The organism is Shewanella sp. SP1S2-4 (assembly GCF_031932075.1).
Taxonomy (GTDB): Bacteria; Pseudomonadota; Gammaproteobacteria; order Enterobacterales; family Shewanellaceae; genus Shewanella; species Shewanella baltica.
The window spans coordinates 136215-160552 of record NZ_JAUOET010000001.1; the positions used below are offsets into that span (position 1 = coordinate 136215).

Annotated in this window: 11 protein-coding genes and 1 pseudogene; 11 read left to right on the top strand and 1 reads right to left on the bottom strand. The window is 49.1% G+C overall.

The window, feature by feature from the left end; translation table 11 throughout:
- Nucleotides 1-588 precede the first annotated feature (588 nt).
- The 11 genes and pseudogenes from Q4Q52_RS00595 to Q4Q52_RS00645 all read left to right on the top strand — a co-directional run bounded on the left by Q4Q52_RS00595 (nt 589) and on the right by Q4Q52_RS00645 (nt 23605).
- Nucleotides 589-1458, top strand: a complete 870-nt coding sequence (locus Q4Q52_RS00595) for a transcriptional regulator (RefSeq protein WP_311989589.1) — start codon at nt 589-591, stop codon at nt 1456-1458.
- Complete coding sequence (locus tag Q4Q52_RS00600; protein WP_311989590.1) at nt 1455-9545, top strand: polyketide synthase; 8091 nt, start codon at nt 1455-1457, stop codon at nt 9543-9545. The genes Q4Q52_RS00595 and Q4Q52_RS00600 overlap by 4 nt, the downstream gene beginning before the upstream one ends.
- Nucleotides 9542-11809: a PfaB family protein gene (locus Q4Q52_RS00605; RefSeq protein WP_311989591.1), complete on the top strand. Its 2268-nt coding sequence runs from the start codon at nt 9542-9544 to the stop codon at nt 11807-11809. Before Q4Q52_RS00600 ends, Q4Q52_RS00605 begins: the two co-directional genes overlap by 4 nt.
- Nucleotides 11806-17736 (top strand): beta-ketoacyl synthase N-terminal-like domain-containing protein, encoded by a 5931-nt coding sequence (locus Q4Q52_RS00610; RefSeq protein ID WP_311989592.1) that lies wholly within the window; start codon nt 11806-11808, stop codon nt 17734-17736. Before Q4Q52_RS00605 ends, Q4Q52_RS00610 begins: the two co-directional genes overlap by 4 nt.
- 88 nt (nt 17737-17824) lie before the next feature.
- Nucleotides 17825-19471 carry an eicosapentaenoate synthase subunit PfaD gene (gene pfaD / locus Q4Q52_RS00615; RefSeq protein WP_311989593.1) on the top strand — a complete coding sequence of 549 codons (1647 nt, stop codon included), beginning with the start codon at nt 17825-17827 and terminating at the stop codon, nt 19469-19471.
- Between the two features lie 594 nt (nt 19472-20065).
- Nucleotides 20066-20125, top strand: a pseudogene (locus tag Q4Q52_RS00620) (hypothetical protein); the annotation flags it as partial.
- A gap of 83 nt (nt 20126-20208) precedes the next feature.
- The gene (locus Q4Q52_RS00625) at nt 20209-20370 is read left to right on the top strand and encodes a DUF6572 domain-containing protein (RefSeq protein ID WP_310796070.1); all 162 of its coding nucleotides are present in this window, start codon (nt 20209-20211) and stop codon (nt 20368-20370) included.
- A 172-nt stretch (nt 20371-20542) separates the two neighbouring features.
- Nucleotides 20543-20974, top strand: coding sequence for a helix-turn-helix transcriptional regulator (locus Q4Q52_RS00630; RefSeq protein WP_300484001.1), 432 nt, complete (start codon nt 20543-20545; stop codon nt 20972-20974).
- 376 nt (nt 20975-21350) lie between these two features.
- The gene (locus tag Q4Q52_RS00635) at nt 21351-21527 is read left to right on the top strand and encodes a DUF1328 domain-containing protein (protein ID WP_011846326.1); all 177 of its coding nucleotides are present in this window, start codon (nt 21351-21353) and stop codon (nt 21525-21527) included.
- Between the two features lie 24 nt (nt 21528-21551).
- Nucleotides 21552-21746, top strand: coding sequence for a hypothetical protein (locus tag Q4Q52_RS00640; RefSeq protein WP_006085205.1), 195 nt, complete (start codon nt 21552-21554; stop codon nt 21744-21746).
- Between the two features lie 167 nt (nt 21747-21913).
- Nucleotides 21914-23605: a diacylglycerol kinase family protein gene (locus Q4Q52_RS00645; protein ID WP_311989595.1), complete on the top strand. Its 1692-nt coding sequence runs from the start codon at nt 21914-21916 to the stop codon at nt 23603-23605.
- Here Q4Q52_RS00645 and Q4Q52_RS00650 read toward each other — a convergent pair.
- Nucleotides 23559-24263: a YdbC family protein gene (locus Q4Q52_RS00650; protein ID WP_259565700.1), complete on the bottom strand. Its 705-nt coding sequence runs from the start codon at nt 24261-24263 to the stop codon at nt 23559-23561. The two genes, Q4Q52_RS00645 and Q4Q52_RS00650, sit on opposite strands and share 47 nt — an antisense overlap.
- Nucleotides 24264-24338 lie beyond the last annotated feature (75 nt).

Genomic DNA, 24338 nt, shown 5'->3' on the forward strand with positions numbered 1-24338 from the left:
CACTTAGCAACATTCTTATCTGGGTTCATTATTGCCTAGGTTCATCATTATCTGAGTTCATTATGCATCTTAAATCGTTTCAACTAAGCCCTATTTCAATTCTTAGCCGCACTCTAATAAGAGCAATTCTTAGAACGACTATTAGCTCCATCCTAAGCGCAATTTTTTGCTGCAATTGCGCCAAGGTTCCCCCAAAAATTAGCAGGTTTAGCCGCACAGCCTCATTCATGACTAAAGGGACGTAAGCCAATATTGGGCTATTTTACCCCGATAACTCAAAAAAGCTGCCTTCATCGCCGCTACAAATATAAATCTTCCACTATCAAAGTATTAAACAGTCCAAGCGGTAAGCGAAAACCCAACATAACGCACAGAAAATACCATTACTCAACGAAAGCTAATAAATTCCAGTCCCAGATGATTGTATCGCTCCGAAACCTCAGGTAATCTGCATCCCCATTAAGTGACACAGATGATAAGCACAGGTTTTACGATGAGTGTCACGACATTAGTCATAAATGTCAGTCGTGACTCAGCCAAAATCGCTTATCAGTCCCAATAGATTATGTCGGATGATAATTATTTTTAATGGCAACTCGCGACTCTCAATCTAAAGCGCCGTCTTACGCCCCCAAGAGCACAACTCCAGCGGCGCAAAAAGACAGCACACCTCGGCATCGCAACGCCACCACTACGCCTGAAATGCGACTCTTTATCCAACAATCGGATCTGAGCGTGAGCCAGCTGGCAAAGATTTTAAATATTACCGAGGCAACGGTGCGTAAGTGGCGTAAGCGTGAGTCCATCAGCAACAGTTCAAACACGCCTCACCATCTCAACACGACGCTCACGCCGATGGAAGAATACGTGGTGGTGGGGTTACGTTACCAACTCAGACTCACCTTAGATAGATTGCTCCACGTCACCCAAACCTACATTAATCCCAATGTGTCGCGCTCCGGCCTTGCCCGTTGCTTAAAGCGCTACGGCATATCGCGGCTCGATGAGTTTAAAGCACCACAAGTACCCGAACGCTATTTTAATCAATTGCCTGTGACTCAAGGCAGCGATATCCAAACCTATACTGTCAATCCAGAAACCTTGGCCAAGGCGCTGGCTCTGCCAAGTACCGACGGCAACACTGTGGTGCAAGTGGTGTCACTCACCATACCGCCGCAGCTTACTGAGCAAGCACCAAGCTCAGTGCTATTAGGCATAGATACGGCAAGTGATTGGATTTACCTCGATATTTATCAAGACAGCAACACCCAAGCGACCAATAGATATATCGCCTATGTCCTCCGACATGGGCCGTTTCATTTACGAAAGTTGCTCGTTCGCAACTATCACACCTTCTTAGCCCGTTTTCCCGGTGCCCATGGCACGCCAAAGACAAGCGCGGCTGAATCCCAAAACAAGGTCACCGTATCCAGGTCGACCCGTGGAGACTCTTTATGAGCCATACCCCTTCTGTACCTAATTCTGCGACTGAGTCAAAAAAAGATAAACGACTCAACAAACGTTTGAAAGATATGCCCGTTGCCATTGTCGGCATGGCCAGTATCTTCGCCAACTCGCGTTATTTAAATAAATTTTGGGATTTGATCAGCGAAAAAATCGATGCCATTACTGACATCCCAGACACCCATTGGCGCGCCGAAGATTACTACGATGCAGACAAAAGCAAAGCCGATAAAAGCTACTGTAAACGCGGTGGTTTTTTGCCTGAAGTCGACTTTAATCCAATGGAATTCGGTCTGCCGCCCAATATTTTAGAACTGACAGATACCTCGCAACTATTGTCGCTGATTGTCGCCAAAGAAGTGCTCGCCGATGCCAATCTGCCCACCGATTATGATCGCGATCGTATCGGTATCACGCTAGGCGTGGGCGGTGGTCAAAAAATCAGTCAGAGCTTGAACTCGCGCCTGCAATATCCAGTATTGAAAAAAGTATTCAAAAGCAGCGGCCTGAGCGATGAAGACAGCGAAATGCTGATCAAAAAGTTCCAAGACCAATATATCCACTGGGAAGAAAACTCTTTCCCTGGGTCCTTAGGTAACGTGATTGCAGGCCGTATCGCCAACCGTTTTGATTTTGGCGGCATGAACTGTGTGGTCGATGCTGCCTGCGCGGGCTCGCTTGCCGCTATGCGTATGGCGTTGGCGGAACTGACCGAAGGTCGCAGCGACATGATGATCACTGGCGGTGTCTGTACTGACAACTCGCCATCCATGTACATGAGCTTCTCAAAAACGCCGGCCTTCACCACTAACGAAACCATTCAACCCTTTGATATCGATTCAAAAGGCATGATGATCGGCGAAGGTATCGGCATGGTCGCGCTTAAGCGCCTTGAAGATGCCGAGCGCGATGGCGACCGGATTTATGCCGTCATCAAAGGCGTTGGCGCCTCATCTGACGGTAAGTTTAAGAGTATTTATGCACCGCGCCCTGAAGGCCAAGCTAAAGCATTGGAGCGCGCTTACGACGATGCAGGTTTTGCCCCGCACAGCATTGGCTTAGTTGAAGCCCACGGCACGGGCACGGCCGCGGGTGATGTGGCTGAATTTAATGGCTTAAAATCGGTATTTGCCCAAGGCAACGACACAAATCAGCATATCGCGTTAGGTTCAGTGAAATCCCAAGTGGGCCACACTAAATCAACTGCGGGCACTGCCGGGGTTATCAAAGCTGCGCTGGCACTGCATCACAAGGTATTGCCTGCGACCATTAACGTCAGCCAGCCCAATCCAAAACTGAATATCGAAAGTTCGCCATTCTATTTAAATACCGAAACGCGCCCATGGTTCCAGCGCGCCGATGCAACGCCGCGCCGTGCTGGCGTCAGCTCCTTTGGTTTTGGCGGCACCAACTTCCATCTTGTATTAGAAGAATACAAACCTGAGCATAGCCGTGACGAGCAATATCGTCAGCGCAGTGTGCCGCAGACACTATTGTTTGCCGCCGCCAATAAAGCCGCGCTGCTTAGCGAGTTAAAAGCTGCGCTGAGCCAAAGCGTTAACACGAGCGCAAACGCGAATAAGAGCAGCGCTGCGAGCCTGAACGCTATCGCTCAGCAATATCCGCTGCGCGTGCTGTCAAGCACAGATGCCCGTTTAGGTTTTGTAGCTAAGGATATCGCACAGCTGCAAGCTCAGTTAAATCAATCGATTGCGCATTTAGAAACCAATGCAATTGAAGTGTGGCAATTACCTTCTGGTATCAGCTACCGCTCTCATGCCTTAGTGGCTAAGAATGAATCAAAGAAAGTAGCCGCCCTGTTTGCCGGTCAAGGTTCACAGTACCTCAACATGGGCCGCGAACTCGCCTGCCATTTCCCTGAAATGCGCCAACAAGTGATGGCCAGCGATAAGGTATTTGCTCACCACGGCCAAACACCGCTATCCAACATCCTTTACCCTATTCCGGCATTCGATGCCGATGCGGTTAAAGCCCAAGAAGCGGCGCTGACCAATACCCTGTTCGCCCAAAGCGCCATTGGCGCAATTTCAATGGCGCAATATTCGCTATTAACGCAAGCGGGATTTGCCCCCGATATGGTGGCGGGTCACAGCTTTGGTGAACTGTCAGCCCTTTGCGCGGCAGGCGTGATTTCCAATGAAGATTACGTCGAACTGGCCTTCGCCCGTGGGCACGCCATGGCGCAAGTGCCGAGCGATACAGGGACTCAAGTTGATTTAGGAACCATGTTCGCCATCATTCTTAAGCAAAAGAATGACATCGATGCGCTCAATAGCTGTTTAGCCCAGTTTGATGGCGTTAAAATTGCCAACTACAACGCGCCGACGCAATTAGTCATCGCAGGTGGCACAGAGCAAACTCAGTTGGCCGCGAAAGCCATTAGTGAACTGGGCTTTAAAGCGATTGCCCTGCCTGTCTCAGGCGCGTTCCATACCCCATTGGTTGGACACGCACAAAAACCCTTTGCCAAAGCCATTGATAAAGCAAAATTTAGCGCGCCAAAAGTAATGCTTTATGCCAACAGCACAGGTCAATTGCACCCAAGCGATGGCAAAGCCATTAAAGCAGAATTCAAACAACACATGCTGCAATCGGTTCGCTTTAGCGAACAACTGCAGGCCATGTATGACGCTGGCGCCCGTGTGTTTGTTGAGTTTGGCCCTAAGAACATACTGCAAAAGTTAGTTGAAAATACCTTAGGTGAACACTTAAATGAGCTTTGCCTTGTCAGCATGAACCCGAATCCTAAGGGCGACAGTGACAGTCAATTACGCTTAGCCGCAGTACAACTCGCGGTAGCCGGTGTGGCGTTAACTGAGGTTGACCCCTATCAAGCCGTCACTTCACAAGAGATTGCCGAGCGTGAAGCGCCATCAGCAATGAACATCAAACTCACCGCCACTAACCATATTAGTGCTGCGACCAAAGCTAAGATGGCCAAATCCCTCGCCACAGGCAGCGTGACTAGCCAAGTGCAATATGTGGATCGCATCGTTGAAACGGTTGTCGAAAAAGAAGTCGAAAAAATTGTTGAGAAAGAAGTCATCGTCGAAAAAGTTGTTGAGAAAATAATAGAAGTGGAAGCGAATCAAGTGGCAGCTGTTGAAATGAAACAAACATCCCCAAGCGTTGTGCAAGGCTTAAGCAATCAGCAGCAAGCGACGGCGCAGTTAAACCCAAGCACACCTAACGTCAGCGGCGATGCGTTAACGGCATTTTTCAGCGCACAATCTCAAGCGGCGCAGTTACATCAACAGTTTTTAGCTATCCCGCAGCAATATGGCGATACCTTCACGACGCTGATGACAGAACAAGCCAAGATGGCGAGCCAAGGCATTACAATCCCAGAAAGTCTGCAACGCTCAATGGAAATGTTCCACCAGCATCAAGCGCAAACCCTGCAAAGCCACGCCGAATTTATGCAACTGCAAAGCAGTAGCAGCCAAGCGGCCTTGGCGATGCTAAACAATGCGCCGATTAACTTTACCCCAGCAGTTGCAAGTCAGCCACGAGCAACTGCGCCGGCTCCAGCACCTGTTGCTCCAGCGCCTGTTGCTACATCGACCGTGGCACACAATGCCGCACCAGTAGCGGCTCAGGCTGTTGCGACGAGACCAGCAATTAACACACCTGTTGCACCTGTTGTGCAAACCGCTCCCGTTGCTCATGCGCCTGCTGCGACAGTACAAGTTGCGCCAGCAGCTCCTGTTTTAGTTATGCCAGAGATGACATCTGTGGCACCAGCAACAAGCGGCTTAAGTGCTGCACTTGTTCAACAAACTATGATGGCTGTGGTTGCCAACAAAACAGGCTATCCCACAGAAATGCTGGAACTTGGCATGGATATGGAAGCCGATCTAGGTATCGATTCGATTAAGCGCGTTGAAATTTTAGGCACAGTGCAAGACGAACTGCCGGGCTTACCTGAACTCAGCCCAGAAGATCTGGCCGAGTGTCGTACCTTAGGTGAAATCGTTGACTACATGAACAGCAAACTGCCTGCGGCTGGCCAAGTTGTAGTTTCTACAACAGCGCCAACAGCTCCTGCCGCCAACGGTTTAAGCGCTGCGTTAGTGCAACAAACTATGATGGCTGTGGTGGCTGACAAGACAGGCTATCCGACTGAAATGCTGGAGCTCAGCATGGATATGGAAGCCGATTTAGGTATCGATTCGATTAAGCGCGTTGAGATTTTAGGCACAGTACAAGACGAACTGCCGGGTTTACCAGAGCTCAGCCCAGAAGATCTGGCCGAGTGTCGCACCTTAGGTGAAATCGTTGACTACATGAACAGCAAATTGCCAGTAGTTAGCGTGGTAGCAGTTGCACCACCGGCAAACGTTGAAGCAACGCCTGCACAAGTTCCAGCGAATAACGGTTTAAGCGCTGCCTTAGTGCAACAAACCATGATGGCTGTGGTGGCTGACAAGACTGGCTATCCGACTGAAATGCTGGAACTTGGCATGGATATGGAAGCCGATCTAGGTATCGATTCAATTAAGCGCGTTGAAATCTTAGGCACAGTGCAAGACGAGCTGCCGGGTTTACCTGAGCTCAGCCCAGAAGATTTGGCCGAGTGTCGCACCTTGGGTGAAATCGTTAATTACATGAACAGCAAACTGCCAGCTGTGGGATCAGTTATCGTAGCAACTCATGTGACAACTGCCGCGCCTGCCGCCAGCGGTTTAAGCGCTGCGTTAGTGCAACAAACTATGATGGCTGTGGTGGCCGACAAGACAGGTTACCCCACTGAAATGCTGGAACTCAGCATGGATATGGAAGCCGATTTAGGTATTGATTCGATCAAGCGCGTTGAAATCTTAGGCACAGTACAAGACGAGCTACCAGGCTTACCTGATCTGAATCCTGAAGATCTGGCCGAGTGTCGCACCTTAGGTGAAATCGTTGACTACATGAACAGCAAATTGCCAGTAGTTAGCGCGGTAGCAGTTGCACCAGCGGCAAACGTTGAAGCAACACCAACACAAGTTCCAGCGAATAACGGTTTAAGCGCTGAAAAAGTCCAACAAACCATGATGGCTGTGGTGGCCGACAAGACGGGCTATCCCACTGAAATGCTGGAACTCAGCATGGATATGGAAGCGGATTTAGGTATCGACTCCATCAAGCGCGTTGAAATCTTAGGCACAGTACAAGACGAGCTACCGAGCTTACCTGAGCTGAATCCTGAAGATCTGGCCGAGTGTCGCACCTTAGGTGAAATCGTTAGCTATATGCAAAGTAAACTAGGCCAGAATACTGCGGCAAATGTGGTAAACGTCGCTGTCGCGGCTGAACCAGCTATCGATTTGCCCCATGATTTGCCACCACACAGTGAGGTGGTGCTAAAAAAGTTGCCAGCGGCGGCTGAACTAGCGCAAAAAGCAACGCAACTATCAGCACAACAAGCTCTGCCACGCGTTTTTGCTAAAGATGCCTGCATTATCATTAGCGATGATGGTCACAATGCTGGCGTACTTGCCGAGAAATTGCATGCTCAAGGTCTAACGGTTGCGGTTGTGCGCTCGCCAGAAAGCCTTGTAGCCAGTGCATCACCGCTCAATAGCCACATTGCCAGCTTCACATTGGCGGCGATTGACGATGCCAGTATCAGCGCAGTGATTAATGAGATCAAAAGCTTAGGTCAGGTTGCAGGCTTTATTCATCTGCAACCACAACATAAAACCTCAGCCGATGCGAAAGGTTTAGTGTTATCGAGTGCCGCCAAAGCGTCGGTCGAGCAAGCGTTCTTGTTCGCCAAGTACTTACAACCGCTTTTAACAACAGCAGCAACGGCAAATACTGACAGCAGCTTTATCAGCGTCAGTCGTATCGACGGTGGTTTTGGTTATCTTAACCACAGCCAAATTGCCCGCAGCGAGTTAAACCAAGCGGCATTGGCAGGTCTGACTAAAACCTTGAGCCACGAGTGGCCGAACGTGCATTGCCGCGCCTTAGATATCGCGCCAGCACTTGATGCCAAGCAACTGGCCAATGCAGTGATCGCTGAGCTCTTTGCAACCGATAACGTATTGGAAGTCGGTGTTAGCCAAGGCGCAGCCCAAGCACTTGAGCGCGTAACCTTAGTTGCTGGCAAGGCTGATACCCGCCACAGCGCGGCAAACTTGACGAGTGCAGATAAAATACTGGTGACCGGTGGCGCAAAAGGCGTGACCTTTGAATGTGCCTTGAGTCTGGCAAAACGCAGCAAGGCGCACTTTATCCTTGCTGGCAGAAGCAGCCAACAAACCATTCCCGCTTGGGCACAGGGTAAAAATAACAGCGAACTTAAAGCCGCAGCTATTGCCCACATTCAAAGCTTGGGCGAGAAACCCACGCCAAAACAAGTGGATGCCTTAGTATGGCCAGTTCAAAGCAGCCTAGAAATTGCAGCCGCACTAGAAGCCTTTACCGCCGTGGGCGCGAGCGCCGAGTACTTAAGCCTCGATGTTAACAATCCTGACGCGATCGCCAGCACGATAGTGCCGATTACCGAGTTATCACCTATTACCGGCATCATCCATGGTGCGGGCGTACTCGCCGATAAACACATTCAAGACAAGACCTTAGATGAATTAGCACGGGTGTATGGCACTAAGGTCACAGGCATTAGCAATCTGCTTGCCGCACTGGATTTAGATAAAGTAAAACTGATTGCCCTGTTCTCTTCGGCGGCGGGTTTTTACGGCAATACCGGCCAAAGCGATTACGCCATGTCCAACGACATACTCAACAAAGCCGCACTGCAACTGGCGCAGCAACTGCCAAATGCTAAAGTGATGAGCTTTGATTGGGGTCCGTGGGATGGCGGCATGGTGAATCCTGCGCTGAAAAAGATGTTTATGGATCGCGGTGTTTATGTGATCCCGCTAAAGGCGGGTGCTGAGTTATTTGCTAGCCAATTACTGAGCAACACAGGCGCACAATTGCTGGTCGGTACTGATATGCAAGGCACAGTTCCAAGTGACGAGCAAGCAACTCAAGGTAGCAATCTAAAAAAGCCTGAAGCGGATCTGACCACTGACGCGTCGGATCCGCATGCTTTGGCATCAACACTTGCTGCAATCGCTTTCACACAAACAGTAAAACTGCAGCGCACACTGGACCCTAAGGCAATGATCTTCATTGAAGACCACTGCATTAACGGTAATCCCGTATTACCGACTGTGTGCGCGATTCAGTGGATGCGTGAAGCCGCCTTTGATGTGCTCAAGCAACCAGTCAAAGTGCAAAGCTACAAGCTGTTGAAGGGCATTATTTTCGACGCTGTGATGTTAGAAAAAGGTGCGTTAGAAAACGGTGCGCCCATCACGCTAGAACTTGAGCTTGCACCGATTGCGTTAACGGATAAAGCCGCGAAAGACACAGACGAGTGCTTGAGTGGACAATTCAGTGCCTTAATCAGCTTTGAAGGTCGTCCGCAATATCAAGCCATCTTAGTGATTGATGATGCTGTTGATGACGCGGCTAACGATTACTTAGCCACTAACAGCAAAGCAACCGCCTTTGACGCGCAAAGCTTGGCAGGACTTTCTGCCATCACAACCGCGAGCAGCCTTTACAGCGACGGCACGCTTTTCCACGGCCCAAGACTGCAAGGTATTGAGTCTGTGGTGAAGTTTGACGATGCGAGCTTAGTCGCCAAGGTGAGTCTTCCCCATGTTGCGTTAGCGGACTGCGGGAGTTTTGTGCCCAATCTGGCCCCTAAAGGCTCACAAGCTTTTGCAGAAGATTTGTTGCTACAGGCGATGCTAGTGTGGGCGAGACTCAAATATGGCGCGGCGAGTTTACCATCAAGCATTGGTGAGTTTATCTCCCATGCGCCGTTTGCCTTTGGCGATAAAGGGTATTTAGTGCTCGAGGTGGTGAAACACTCAGGCCGTGCCCTTGAAGCCAATATCACGCTGTATCATCAAGATGGCCGCTTAAGCTGCGAGATGAACAACGCCAAAGTCACCATCAGCAAAAACCTTAACGGTACATTCTTAGCCAACAAAGTTGTTGCTAATCAAACCGCTGCGAATAAATCCATTGAAAGCGTGGAGGCAAAAGTCGAGTGAACTTAGCCCACCCTTTAGCAACGACCCATAGCGGCCAAACTGAAACGTCGATAGCTGACACGGCTATGACTGAAAAGCTTGCCAAGCCACTGCGTATTGCAGTGTTGCTTGGCGATGCGGTCAACCTCGATCCTCACTCAGCCCAAGTACTAGGGACGTTTGCGGAACGAGAAAGCGTTCAGATTTGCGCTTTAGATGCTGCCCCATCTACAACACAAGAGCCGACAGCTCATGAACCAAGAGTGTATGAACCGTCAGTGCATGAGCAAAGGTCGCTCACTGCGTTGTTAGGCCAAGCAACAACAGCCATTGAACAAGGCAAGCTCGTTGAACTTAAATTCAATGATGGCAATCTGCCGCAGCCTTTAACTCAATCGCTGTATTTGCTCGATGGTTTACGCGCTGCCAAACTGCGCCTTCACGCACACGCATTTATTGCTGGCTTTGCCGCTGGCAATGAGACAACAGATGTTGAAAATGCGGCGACTGTTGCTAATGCGGCCTTAGCGGCGGCAAAGCGCAGCCCAGCTCAAACCGTTCAACATCAGACTGTCGCCAACACTCTTAACGAGGCATTTGTTGCGCTGCGCCAAGGCGTAACCGCCCTCGCCGCGCGAACACAAGCGCCGCTTAAAGGCACTACTGGTATAAAACAGACAAACGACACCAATCATCAAACTGGTTATTGGTTTAGCGACCAACATCAAGCGCGGGTGTTGTGTCTAAATCTTGTAGCAAAGACGTCACATCAAGCGGATGAGTCTCGAAATCTAAGCCAAAGCCTAGTGCTGACCCAAGGCACACAACTTGCCGCGCCCAAAGCTCTTGTCGATGAAAACAGGCTGTTTGTGCCGATAAGTGCTGACAATATTGATTCACTCATCGCGCAAGTATTGCAACTAGTTAACACTCTGGAAAATGGCGCCGGCTTGCACGCTGACTTTCGCGCTGAGCAACTCAAACCTTGGTTTGAACGCTATGATGCCAACGCACCACTAGCATTAGTCTTAATGGCAGCATCGATTGATGACCTCAAACTTGAAGCCAAAGCCATGCTTACGGCGCTTGAAAATGATGCCATTCATCATCATAGTCAACACTTTAAGACCCCAGCGGGCAGCTGCTTTACCGCTAAGCCACTAGGGGATGCGGGGCTCACTTTCGTGTATCCCGGCGTTGGAACGGTTTATGCCAATATGTTCAATAACTTGCATGAATATTTCCCCGCTCTGTATCACCAGCTAGAACGTGAAGGCGATTTAAGCGCCATGCTGCAATCATCGCAGATTTATGCGGCAGATGTTAAAACCGCAGCTGGCATGAGCTTAAGCCAACAAGCGATTAGTGGCGTGGGGGCCAGTTATCTATTCACTAAACTGTTGACCCAAGTCTTTAATATTAAGCCTAAAATGGCGCTCGGTTACTCTATGGGCGAAGCGGCCATGTGGGCCAGCCTTGATGTGTGGCAAACGCCCCATGGGATGATCAACGCCACTGAAAATAGCGATATTTTCAACCATGCCATTTCTGGCGAGCTAACCGCAGTCCGCCGAGCGTGGCAGCTTGCGGATGATGAAGCCATAGTGTGGAACAGCTTTGTGGTGCGCGCTGATAGCCATGAAATCAAGGCATTATTACCAGAGTTTCCTCGCGCCTACTTAGCCATCACCCAAGGTGATACTTGCGTCATTGCAGGCTGCGAAGCGAGCTGTAAAGCCCTACTTGCCACGTTAGGTAAACGCGGGATTGCCGCCAATCGAGTCACGGCAATGCATACCGCGCCTGCCATGCTAGTCCACGGGCAAGTACAAGATTTCTATACTCAAGCGCTAAAAGCGGCGGCGCAAGATTCACCTATTCGCTTTATTAGCGCAGCGCAAACTGCGCCAGTAATCGTGGATAGCCACAGCATTGGCCGCGCGATTGCCGATACCTTTTGTTCGCCACTCGACTTTAGTGCGCTCATTCACAATGCCACTGAGCAAGGTGCAAGGCTGTTTGTCGAAGTGGGCGCCGATAGGCAAACCAGCACACTCATAGATAAAATCAGCCACGCCCACGCAAGCCAAAGCACTGCGAACGCGGCGACAGCCGCCATTGCTTGCAATGCCAAAGGTGCTGATGCGATTACCAGCTTACTCAAGTGTTTAGCTCAGCTAATAAGCCACAGAGTACCGCTGTCGCTCGCGCCGCTCATTCAGCCACTAAGTGCTAACGCAGCCCCTTTATCATCAGCAGTATTACCAGAAGGAGAACCCCTGTGAGTTCTCAGCATTCCCCTACGATTGATAAAACTACCGTGCCTACCATTGCGTCAAACCGCGCGTCAAAAATTGCGATTGTCGGTCTCGCGACTCAATATCCTGACGCCGATAATCCCCAAACCTTCTGGCAAAACCTGCTAGATAAAAAGGACTCGCGCACCCAAATTAGCCGCGACAAGCTCAATGCTAATCCCGCCGATTACCAAGGTGTGCAGGGTCAGTCTGACCGTTTTTACTGTGATAAAGGCGGCTACATCCAACACTTCCAGTTTGATGCCAAGGGCTATCAACTGCCTGAGTCTGCCTTTGACGGTTTAGATGAAAGCTTTTTATGGGCACTCGATTGCAGTCGTAAAGCCCTTCAAGACGCAGGGATTGCACAAAGCGATGCCGTACTGGCGCGCACAGGTGTCGTGATGGGAACCTTGTCGTTCCCTACTGCCCGATCCAACGAATTATTTTTGCCTCTGTATCATCAAACCGTTGAAAAGGCGCTGCAAAACAAACTTAACCAAAGCGCTTTTCAGCTGGCTGATTTTAACCAAGCTCACGCTGGAGAAGCGTTAAACGTCGAGCAAGCATTAAACGTCGCCAATGGCGCCGTTGCCCACACAGCTTCAAAGCTGGTCAGCGATGCACTCGGTTTAGGCGGCACTCAGTTAAGTCTGGACGCCGCCTGCGCTAGCTCGGTTTATGCACTCAAACTTGCCTGCGATTACCTAACCACAGGCAAGGCCGATATGATGCTTGCAGGCGCAGTATCGGGCGCAGATCCCTTCTTTATCAACATGGGATTCTCGATTTTTCACGCCTATCCAGATCACGGTATTTCGGCGCCCTTTGATAGTAACAGCAAGGGCTTATTCGCCGGAGAAGGCGCAGGGGTTTTAGTCTTAAAACGCTTAGAAGATGCCGAGCGCGATGGCGATAACATCTATGCCGTCGTCAGCGGCATTGGTTTATCGAACGACGGTAAAGGCCAGTTTGTATTAAGCCCCAACAGCAAGGGCCAAGTACAAGCCTTCGAGCGCGCCTATAGTGCGGCAAACACTCAGCCTGCCAATATCGAAGTGATTGAATGCCATGCCACCGGCACGCCGCTCGGGGATAAGGTCGAGCTCGCCTCGATGGAACGCTTCTTCGAGGACAAACTCGCGGGCTCTGCTGTGCCGCTGATCGGTTCGGCAAAATCCAACTTAGGCCATTTGCTCACAGCCGCAGGCATGCCGGGGATCATGAAGATGATTTTTGCCATGCGCTCGGGCCACTTGCCACCCAGTATTAACTTATCGACGCCGATATCCTCACCTAAGGGTTTGTTTAGCGGTAAAAATCTCCCGACAGAAATGCATGCGTGGCCCGATAAAGCTGGCAATGACCGCCGCCATGCGGGTGTTTCCGTGTTCGGTTTTGGCGGCTGTAACGCGCATTTGTTGCTGGAATCCTATGTACCGACAAAAATCAGTAGTCAGCATACGCAGAGTGCAGCTCAAGTCAGTTATCAGCACACGCCATTAACTATCATTGGCTTAGCATCGCACTTCGGGCCTTTATCGTCGATTAATGCACTGGATAACGCGATTAGCTCTCAGCAAAACGCCTTCATTCCACTGCCCGCTAAACGCTGGAAAGGCTTAGATAAACATCCTGACATCTTAGCTAACTTTGGCTTACCAGCTGTACCGCAGGGCGCCTATATCGACCAGTTCGATTTTGACTTCCTGCGCTTTAAAGTGCCGCCCAATGAAGATGATCGCCTGATCTCCCAGCAACTGCTGCTGATCAAAGTGGCCGATGAAGCGATCCGCGATGCTAACCTTAAGCCAGGTGGCAAGGTGGCCGTATTAGTAGCGATGGAAACCGAATTGGAATTACACCAGTTCCGTGGCCGAGTGAATCTGCACACTCAATTGGCAGACAGCCTTAAAAAACAAGGGATAACACTCACACAAACTGAGTATCTCGCCCTTGAAAAAATCGCCATGGACAGTGTGCTCGATGCCGCCAAACTGAACCAATATACCAGTTTTATTGGCAACATCATGGCGTCACGTATCGCCTCCCTGTGGGACTTTAACGGCCCCGCCTTTACCATTTCGGCGGCAGAATTGTCAGTCGCCCGCTGTATCGATGTGGCTGAAAACCTCTTGTCCCAAGAGTCCTTAGATGCTGTAGTAATCGCCGCCGTCGATTTAAGTGGCAGTCTCGAGCAAGTGGTGCTTAAAAACGCCGTATCACCAGTGGCATTAAATGCCACAGACATTGGCTGGAAAGTCGGTGAAGGTGCTGGAGCATTAGTGCTCACAACAGCGCAATCAAGTGCAGCCCAGCCAAGTACAGCCGCTGACAATGCTAATGCCAATAGCAGCTATGGCGACTGTTATGGTCATATTAGCGGCCAAGTGTTTGGCGCTGTATATGACCCGCAAGGTAACAGCAACACAGCGCGCATTTGCGATGACTTGTTAACTCAAGCCAAGGTGAATAGCAGCCAGATTAGCTTGATTGAAACCAGTATTGCAGTTGAGCAACTGGTCGATTCAGAGTTGGTACTCAATACGCTGCTGCCGAGTGTGAACCTGTGCAGCCAAGCCGCAGATACCCTAGGCCACAACTTTGCCGCCGCAGGAATGGCGAGTATCTTGAGCGCGCTGCTTCAGCTTAAAAATCAGGTGCAGCTTAAAAACCAAGCGCAACTTAACAAGCATTCTTCTCAAGCTCAGCAGCACGCGCTCGTTGCCACCTTTAGCCAAGGTAAATGCTCGCAATTATTGCTCAGTCAAAGTGCCACGCAAGCGCACAGTTTGCAGCAAAGGCTTGAACAAGACTTAACGCTTTCTGAGCAAAAACACTTAATTAAACAAGTGACACTCGGTGGCCGCGATATCTATCAGCATATCCTTGATACGCCGCTCGCGGACATAGATGCAATACAGCAAAAAGCCCAAGCCATGACGGCATTGCCAGCACGCAGCCAACGCAAACATTTGGCCCAAATAGCGAGCAAAGACACGAGTGGCTTTGCAACAAGCAGCCCAACCACGGCTCTACAAAAAGAGACATTAAGCAGCATGCCAATGAATGCCCTAAGCACGCCCAATAACAACGCCGCTCAAGCAGAGCTAAAAGACGCTGCATTTATACGTAATCAGCAACTCGCCCGTGAAGCTCATTTAGCCTTTTTACAAAGCCGTGAGCAAGGCCTGAAACTGGCCGATGCCTTGATGAAAGCCCAGCTTGCCAGCGAGTTAGCCGTCAATGACCAAGCTGCGCCGGTACAACAGCAAGCCACCGTTCAAGCATCTGCGCCAGCGGTTCTCCCACATCCTGCGCTTTATCCAAACCATGCAAAAGTGCCTCTGTACACGCCGCCAACACCGATAAGCAAGCCTTGCATTTGGGATTATGCGGATTTAGTCGAGTACGCCGAAGGGGATATCGCTAAAGTATTTGGCCCAGATTACGCCATTATTGACAGCTACTCGCGCCGTGTGCGCCTACCAACCACGGACTATTTGCTGGTGTCTCGGGTAACGAAATTAAACGCCCAGATTAACCGATATGAGCCTTGCACTATGACCACGGAATACGACATTCCTGTGGACGCGCCGTATTTGGTCGATGGTCAAATTCCGTGGGCCGTGGCAGTTGAATCGGGTCAATGTGACTTGATGCTGATCAGCTACTTAGGTATCGACTTTGAAAACAAGGGCGAGCGCGTTTATCGCCTGCTCGATTGCACCCTGACCTTCCTTGGCGACTTACCGCGCGGTGGCGACACCCTGCGCTACGACATTTCCATCAACAACTTTGCCCGCAATGGCGATACCTTGTTGTTCTTCTTCTCTTACGAATGTTTTGTGGGCGATAAGCTGATCCTGAAAATGGATGGCGGCTGCGCCGGCTTCTTCACCGACAAGGAACTCGCCGACGGCAAGGGCGTTATTCGCACCGAAGCCGAAATCAAAGCCCGTAACCTTGCCCTCAATAATCCCAATAAACCGCGCTTTAATCCGCTGCTTAACTGCGCGCAACACCAATTTGATTACAGCCAAATCCATAAATTACTCGGCGCCGATATCGGTGGCTGTTTTGGCGGCGCCCATGCGGCGCATCAAGCCCAATATGGGTTGCAGCCCTCTTTATGTTTTGCCTCTGAAAAATTCCTGATGATTGAACAGGTTAGCAATCTTGAGGTGCATGGCGGCGCGTGGGGCTTAGGTTCAGTTGAAGGCCATAAACAGCTCGAGGCCGACCATTGGTATTTCCCGTGTCATTTCAAGGGCGACCAAGTGATGGCGGGGTCATTAATGGCCGAAGGTTGTGGTCAATTACTGCAATTCTTTATGCTGCACATTGGAATGCACGCCAATACAGAAGAAGGGGGCGTCAAAAATGGTCGTTTCCAACCGCTCGAAAACGCCTCTCAAAAAGTGCGCTGTCGCGGCCAAGTCTTACCACAATCTGGCCTGCTCACCTATCGCATGGAAATCACCGAAATAGGCATGAGCCCGCGCCCCTATGCTAAAGCGAATATCGATATTCTGCTCAATGGCAAAGTGGTGGTGGATTTCCAAAACCTTGGGGTGATGATCAAAGAAGAAGCCGAATGCACCCGCTACCTTGCGGATAACGATACGAATTGTTCACTGACTACAACCTCAGCAGCTGCGCCGCTAATGGCGCAGCTGCCTGATTTAACTGCACCAACCAATAAAGGCGTAGTGCCGCTTAAGCATGTACCGGCGCCAGTCGCGCCAGCCGGTTCTAAGTATGCTAACCGCGTGCCCGATACCCTGCCGTTCACGCCGTACCACATGTTCGAATTTGCCACGGGCGACATCGAAAACTGCTTCGGCCCTGATTTCAGTATCTATCGCGGCCTAATTCCACCGCGCACGCCTTGCGGTGATTTGCAGTTAACCACCCGCGTCATTGCGATTGACGGCAAACGCGGCGAACTGAAAAAGCCGTCATCGTGCATCGCCGAATACGAAGTGCCAGCAAACGCTTGGTATTACGATAAAAACAGCCATCACGCCGTAATGCCCTATTCTGTGCTGATGGAAATATCACTGCAGCCTAACGGCTTTATCTCAGGCTATATGGGCACCACCTTGGGCTTCCCCGGCCAAGAGCTGTTTTTCCGTAACTTGGACGGTAGCGGTAAGCTGCTGCGCCACGTGGATTTACGCGGCAAAACCATAGTGAACGACTCACGTCTGTTATCGACTGTGATTGCTGGCAGCAACATTATCCAGAATTTTAGCTTCGAGCTAAGCTGCGATGGCGAGCCTTTCTACCAAGGTAAAGCGGTATTTGGTTACTTCAAAGGCGATGCGCTGAAAAACCAACTTGGCATAGACAACGGCAAGACAACTCAGCCTTGGCATGTGCAAAATGGCATAGCGGCCGATAGCCAAATCAATCTGTTAGATAAACAACATCGCAGCTTTAACGCGCCAAAAGGTCAACCACATTACCGTTTAGCGGGCGGTCAACTTAACTTTATCGACAAGGCCGAAATCGTAAAAGCCGGCGGTAAAGCGGGTCTTGGCTATTTATACGCCGAGCGCACCATTGACCCGAGTGATTGGTTCTTCCAATTCCATTTCCATCAAGATCCGGTAATGCCAGGCTCATTAGGGGTTGAAGCCATTATCGAACTGATGCAAACCTATGCGATTGACCAAGACCTAGGTGCGGGCTTTAAAAATCCAAAATTTGGCCAGATTTTATCGGATATCAAATGGAAGTATCGCGGCCAAATTAACCCATTAAACAAGCAGATGTCGCTGGATGTTCACATTACCAGCGTGACAGACGACAATGGCAAACGCATCATTATGGGCGATGCCAACTTGAGTAAAGACGGCCTACGGATTTATGAAGTTAAAGATATCGCCATCTGTATTGAAGAAGCTTAATCACCTTGCTCAATTAGAAAGACGCTAATTACAAATAATGTGTCGCCTTGGCCAGAATGCCTAAGGCGGCAATAAAAAGAGAATACCTATGACAAGCCATACTCTCGATCAATTTAATAGTAATCACGAAAAACTCAGCCCTTGGCCATGGCAAGTCAATGATGCAGCGCTGAGCTTTGATATCGACTCATTAGGCAAAAAACTCAAAGATTTAAGCCAAGCCTGCTACTTAGTCAATCACAGTGAAAAAGGCTTAGGCATAGCGCAAACGGCCGAAGTGACCACCAGTGACAGCCAAGCGCCATTGGGCTCACACCCTGTCAGCGCCTTTGCCCCTGCCCTTGGCACCCAAAGTTTAGGCGATAGTAATTTTCGCCGCGTCCACGGGGTTAAATACGCTTACTATGCCGGCGCCATGGCCAACGGTATTGCTTCGGAAGAACTGGTTATCGCGCTGGGTCAAGCGGGCATTTTGTGCTCATTTGGCGCGGCGGGGCTAATTCCATCCCGGGTTGAAGCGGCCATTACCCGCATTCAAGCAGCTCTGCCCAATGGTCCCTACGCCTTTAACTTAATTCACAGCCCAAGCGAGCCCGCATTAGAGCGCGGCAGCGTTGAGCTGTTTTTAAAACATAAAGTGCGCACGGTCGAAGCCTCGGCATTTTTAGGTTTAACGCCGCAGATCGTCTATTACCGCGCAGCGGGCTTGAGCCGCGACGCACATGGCGACATCGTCATTGGCAACAAAGTCATAGCCAAAATCAGCCGCACCGAAGTCGCAACTAAGTTTATGGAGCCGGCGCCCGCCAAAATCCTCCAGCAATTAGTGAGTGATGGTCTTATCAGCCAAGACCAAATGGCAATGGCATTACTGGTGCCAATGGCGGATGACATCACGGCCGAAGCCGACTCAGGTGGCCATACCGACAATCGTCCACTGGTCACGCTATTGCCGACGATTTTGGCGCTCAAAGATGAAATCCAAGCTAAGTATCAATACAAGACGCCCATCCGTGTCGGTGCAGGCGGCGGCGTTGGTACCCCCGACGCAGCATTAGCCACCTTCAACATGGGCGCGGCCTTTATCGTCACAGGTTCAATCAACCAAGCGTGTGTGGAGGCGGGCGCGAGCGAACACACACGTAAGTTACTCGCCACCACAGAAATGGCTGATGTGACTATGGCGCCTGCCGCCGATATGTTCGAAATGGGCGTGAAATTACAAGTAGTTAAGCGCGGTACTCTGTTTCCAATGCGCGCCAATAAGCTTTATGAAATTTATACCCGTTACGATTCAATTGATGCCATCCCCGCGGACGAGCGTAAAAAGCTCGAAGAGCAAGTGTTTCGCGCATCACTCGATGACATTTGGGCGGGCACAGTCGCCCACTTTAACGAACGTGACCCTAAGCAAATCGAGCGTGCACTGGATAACCCCAAACGTAAGATGGCGCTGATTTTCCGCTGGTATTTGGGTCTGTCGAGCCGCTGGTCGAACACAGGTGAAGTCGGCCGCGAAATGGATTACCAAATTTGGGCAGGCCCTGCGCTCGGGGCATTTAATGCGTGGGCAAAAGGCAGTTATTTAGATGACTATAAAGCCCGTAATGCGGTCGATTTAGCCAAACATTTAATGGTGGGCGCGGCGTATCAATCCCGCATTAACTTGCTGTTATCCCAAGGGGTTAGCATTCCAGTTAGCCTGCAACGCTGGAAACCGCTAAATCGTTTTTAACCCCTAACGGACTATCGAGACATCAAGTAGGGACTCAACTCCCTACTTGATGCAGTCTTCTTCACTACCTCGTTAAATCGAAGCCGCCGACCTTATTACCAATCTAATCCCTTGAGTTATTGGCTCTGTTTGTGCCAATGCCGCTAAGCACTGGCGCTCCAGTGGTACGCCGTAAACCCATCCTTGGGGGCTCAACGGAAAAGTCCCTTTTCCGATGGCCACTGCCGCGACAATGCACGCCTGCAACCAATCGAATACATGCTGCCTAATTTAAGAATGGACTGCGAGGCAAACTTTGATAGGACATATCCCTTCCCCAAAAATCTACATACCACATGATTTGTGAATAAAGTTTTTTGTCATTCAAAAGTATCGTTTTGTGCATTATTTCAAATAATACTTTCAATCAAGTCTTAATATTCAATATCTTATAAACAATTCGCCAAACAAAATACGTAGTAATACAGATGCATACTTTCTACCCAGAATGATATTTACTATCGTGCAAAGCTCCTTATAAATCATTAATTTGCGAGTCACCTCGCCAAGTAATTGAAGGTAAGATTATGCGCATTATATAAGTGTAAAATATCTATGAGCATAGAAGGTCAAGGTTCAGTTGACTCCATTGGAATAGATCAAGAAGGTGTCGTGGTGCTAACCCTCTCAGATCATTTGGAATGGGATGACGGGCATCTATTTCTACACAGGAAAAGATTAATACCGACTTGGCTTTCTTGGAGTCTGGTGAAATATTTGAAACCAATCCAGATTCAAAGGGTAAAGAATTTAAAATTAATATTCTATGCAAGTATGAGCCTACTGCTTCTGCAATGTGGTTCATATCACAATGCACAGATATCATTAATCAAGCGGGGTTCGGTTTGGTTATGAGGTGAACACTTAACAAGGCCTAGCATTGCGTCTTTCAAACTTAACATTTGCTCGCTGTTGGCGGCGTTAAACAACTTGGCGGGCCACTGTCGTAACTTTGACGTAAGGTTGTCATAACTAAAATCAAGATTTTCGGATGATGATTAGCCTTTAGCAATCATTATTAGGAACTAGAAAATGGAACAGATGATAAACAAAGACTTAGTTAAGAAGCTTCGAAACGAACGTTCTTGGTCACAAGATCAACTTGCCACAATCTCAGGACTGAGCATTCGTACTATTCAGAGAATAGAAAGCGAAGGCACAAGCTCTTTAGAATCAAAAAGAGCGTTAGCGGCAGCTTTTGATATTAACGTTAGCAATCTAGATATTAATACCACCGCAGCTGGCACTTTGGCATCCATTCATCGTGGTCATAAGTTTGGGTTAGCGGGTGCCACTCTGGGTCTTTTAAGCGCCTATATTGGAATATCTATATCTTTTGCCTCAGGGCATATTACGTCGGGTGAAGCAGGAATATATTATGGAGGTCTTGGTGCGTTCTATGGTATTTGCTGTGCCGTCATTGCCGTACTTTCTAAAAGATATCATACAAATGCTGCTTTATAGGACGCTCTCAGCAGTTGCTGGCGGTGGTAGTTAATGCGCAAGTGCTGACCTTACCGCAAATTATTGTCTCTTTCTCAGCCTAGTTATCAACATCTTCATCTAAGCCGATACTCAAATGGTATCGGTTTTTTTTGCTGTGCTCCTCTATTTTCTGACTGCAACTCTTACCGAAGCTTAGGTAAAAATTGCCTGCCCCACGTTTAGCACATTCGTATCCGCTTCAAACCAATCAATTAAATTTCATTTAAAATCAATAAACTAATTAAAATATGCAAAGTTGGCATTATGTTCGCAATCTAGAAATAACCATTAGCCGTTACCTTACAAATGACACAAACGGTCATGCGAAGGATTAAGACAAGGGCAGGAGGTTCATATGTTAGGTTGGACATTAGTATTTCTGGTTGTTGCTGTTATTGCAGGCCTATTAGGATTTACTGGGATAGCTGGCGCAGCGGCGGGCATAGCGAAAATCATTTTCTTAATCTTTATTGTGTTATTAGTGATTTCCCTGCTGGTTAATGCCTTTAGAGGCAAGTCACCACGACTTTAATTATTTTTTAGAAAGGAGATGTATATGAAACCATTTACTCTGATGACAAGCGCTTCACTGGCATTATTACTCGCCCTCGGTTTAACCGCTTGTAGCGATAACAAAGCCGAAGACGCAGGCGAAAAAATTGATGAAGTGATGACAGATACAGGTAACGCCATCGAAGATGCCTGTGAAGAAGTCAAAGAAGGTGTTAAAGCTAAAGATACTAAGTGCTAAGCAAACCTCACTCTAGGGTGGCAATAGACTCGTCTACTGCCACCCTTTTGAGTTAGCACCTAATTTAAACTTGAGTTAGAACCTGATTTCAACGACGCGATTCACCGATGCAGTCAGCCGTTGAACATGCAGCGGTAAAATCAAATGAACAGCATTGGAGGGCGCGTATGCTAAGCAAAATCCACATCAAATATTTCTACTTAGCAGGTGCCGTACTGCTAGCCTATTTTGCAGTAACGGGTACGTCTCCCCTGCTCACCTTTATTTGGGCTTGGACAAGCCTGTCGCTATTTTTAGTCGGTTCAGCCTACTGGTTTAATCTCGCCAGCATTTTTAGAAAGCGCCAAGATGGCACTATCCCTTGGTATATTCGCTGGGGCTTTATTCCGTTTTTATTGGGCTGTCGGCTGTATAATCATTGGGCCAGAAAACGCGACTCTGTGCCGTCGATGCAAAAGATAGATGAGCAGTTGTATCTCGGCTGCCGATTATTTTCTGCGGATCTGGATAAAATCAAAGCCAATAAGATTACCGCCATTCTTGATGTGACCGCCGAGTTTGATGGCTTAGATTGGTCGCAGTTTGAAGATCATATCGAGTATTTGAACATTCCCATCCTCGACCATAGCGTGCCGACCAGTGCCCAGCTCAATCAAGCCGTTAACTGGTTGCATCGCCAAGTGCGCGCCAATAAACAGGTGCTGATCCACTGTGCTATGGGGCGCGGCCGCTCAGTACTGGTACTCGCCGCCTATTTAGTCTGTAAAGATAAACAGCGCAACTTCGCCGAAGTACTGCAACAGATAAAGCAAGTTCGCAAAACCGCGGGCTTAAACAAATGGCAATTACGCGCCCTTGAACACATGCTCAAGCAAGGCAAAATCAACATCCATAAAGTGGCGTGGATTATCGCCAACCCGGTCTCTGGCGGCGGCAAATGGCAACAATATGGCGAGCAGATCCAAGACGAACTAAAAGCCTATTTTGACCTAACGTTAAAGCTCACTACCGAAAATATCAGCGCAAATACCTTCGCCCAAAAAGCCCGCAGTAGCGGCGCAGATATCATTATTGCCTGTGGTGGCGATGGCACAGTGACAGAGGTGGCATCGGAAATAGTGAACACTGACATCGCCTTAGGGATCATTCCCTTAGGCACCACTAACGCCCTCAGCCACGCGCTATTTGGTTTAGGCAGTAAGCTCATTCCTGTCTCTCAGGCACTGGACAATATTATCCAAGGACATAGCCAAGCCATAGATACGGCTCGTTGTAATGAACAACTAGTCTTGTTACTTGTGGGGATTGGCTTTGAACAGCAGATGATTGAATCAGCCAACCGTGAACGTAAAAATGCCCTCGGCCAGTTTGCCTACCTAGATGGTTTATGGCGCGCCGTCAATGCCGATGTCACTTTAACCATACAGCTCAGCTTAGATGATGCCGAGCCCACAACATTGACCACCCATAGCCTGATCGTTGCCAATGCCGCCCCGTTTACCAGCGTATTAGCACAGGGCGATGGCGAGCCAAACATGACAGATGGCCTGCTCGATATTACCTGGCTAGATTCGGGGGATGAACCTAAGGAGCAGCTCCTTTGCCTGGCCGAATTAGCCATTGCTGGATGGGTAAAAGAAGGTAATAAAGACACAGATGCAAAACGACCTAGTGCGCTTTCTACCGCGACCAAAGTCCACCACGCCCATGCGAAAAAAGTGAATATTAGGAGTCAGCCCAAGTGTAAATATGTGATTGATGGCGAAATCTTTGAACCCGCAGATCTCACCATTGAAGTCCAACCCGCATCCCTTAAGGTGTTTGTGCCTTATCAGGAAATAACTGAAGAGGATGGGTGATACATCTTGCTGGCACGCTTGAGTCATTACTAGGAACGACTTCCCATAAGCATTCTTCCTGCACTAAACAACCCGACATATTTTCAATATAGCTTTCAGGTAACACTTGCTTTTTAAGGGTTGGCAGAACGGTTTTTACGTAATTTTCATGAGCTGGGTTCGACGCCCAGCGCGTCATAACGATGAAGTAGTCACTCTGTTTTAGACTGCGGGCGACACAACCGCCAAGCATGCCGTCTGCTTGTCCAAGATGGGCATTCCAAATCGTTCGTTGGTCACTTAAAAAACGTTCGACATCTTGCACTCCTCGGCAATAAGCCAAGCGAATGACATTGTCATTTTGATCTGCAGGATGATGAGTTAGCGAAGGGATACTCAGTATATTTTCAAAATAATGGACATCACACTGTTTATAAGTTGTTTGCTGACCACTTTTGGAGAACAGCTCGTCGTGAACTGACCCCATGAAAGCCGTAACATCCTCGAGTGACTGCCATACGCCCACAATAATCGCCTGCCTTTCGGGTTGACTCCAACCACCGAACTGGCCTCTAAAACCTACGCAGTTGCTCAACGCTTTCCATATCTGTTGGCTTTGAGAAAAATCTTGCTCTTGTTCATTTTCAACCTGACAAGTAATCAACTTTACTATCGTCAAATCTCGCTCCTAACGCTGGCCTAGCATAGTGAAATAAAATCCCAAAGAGCCGATGCCACTTGGCTTAAACCTCCT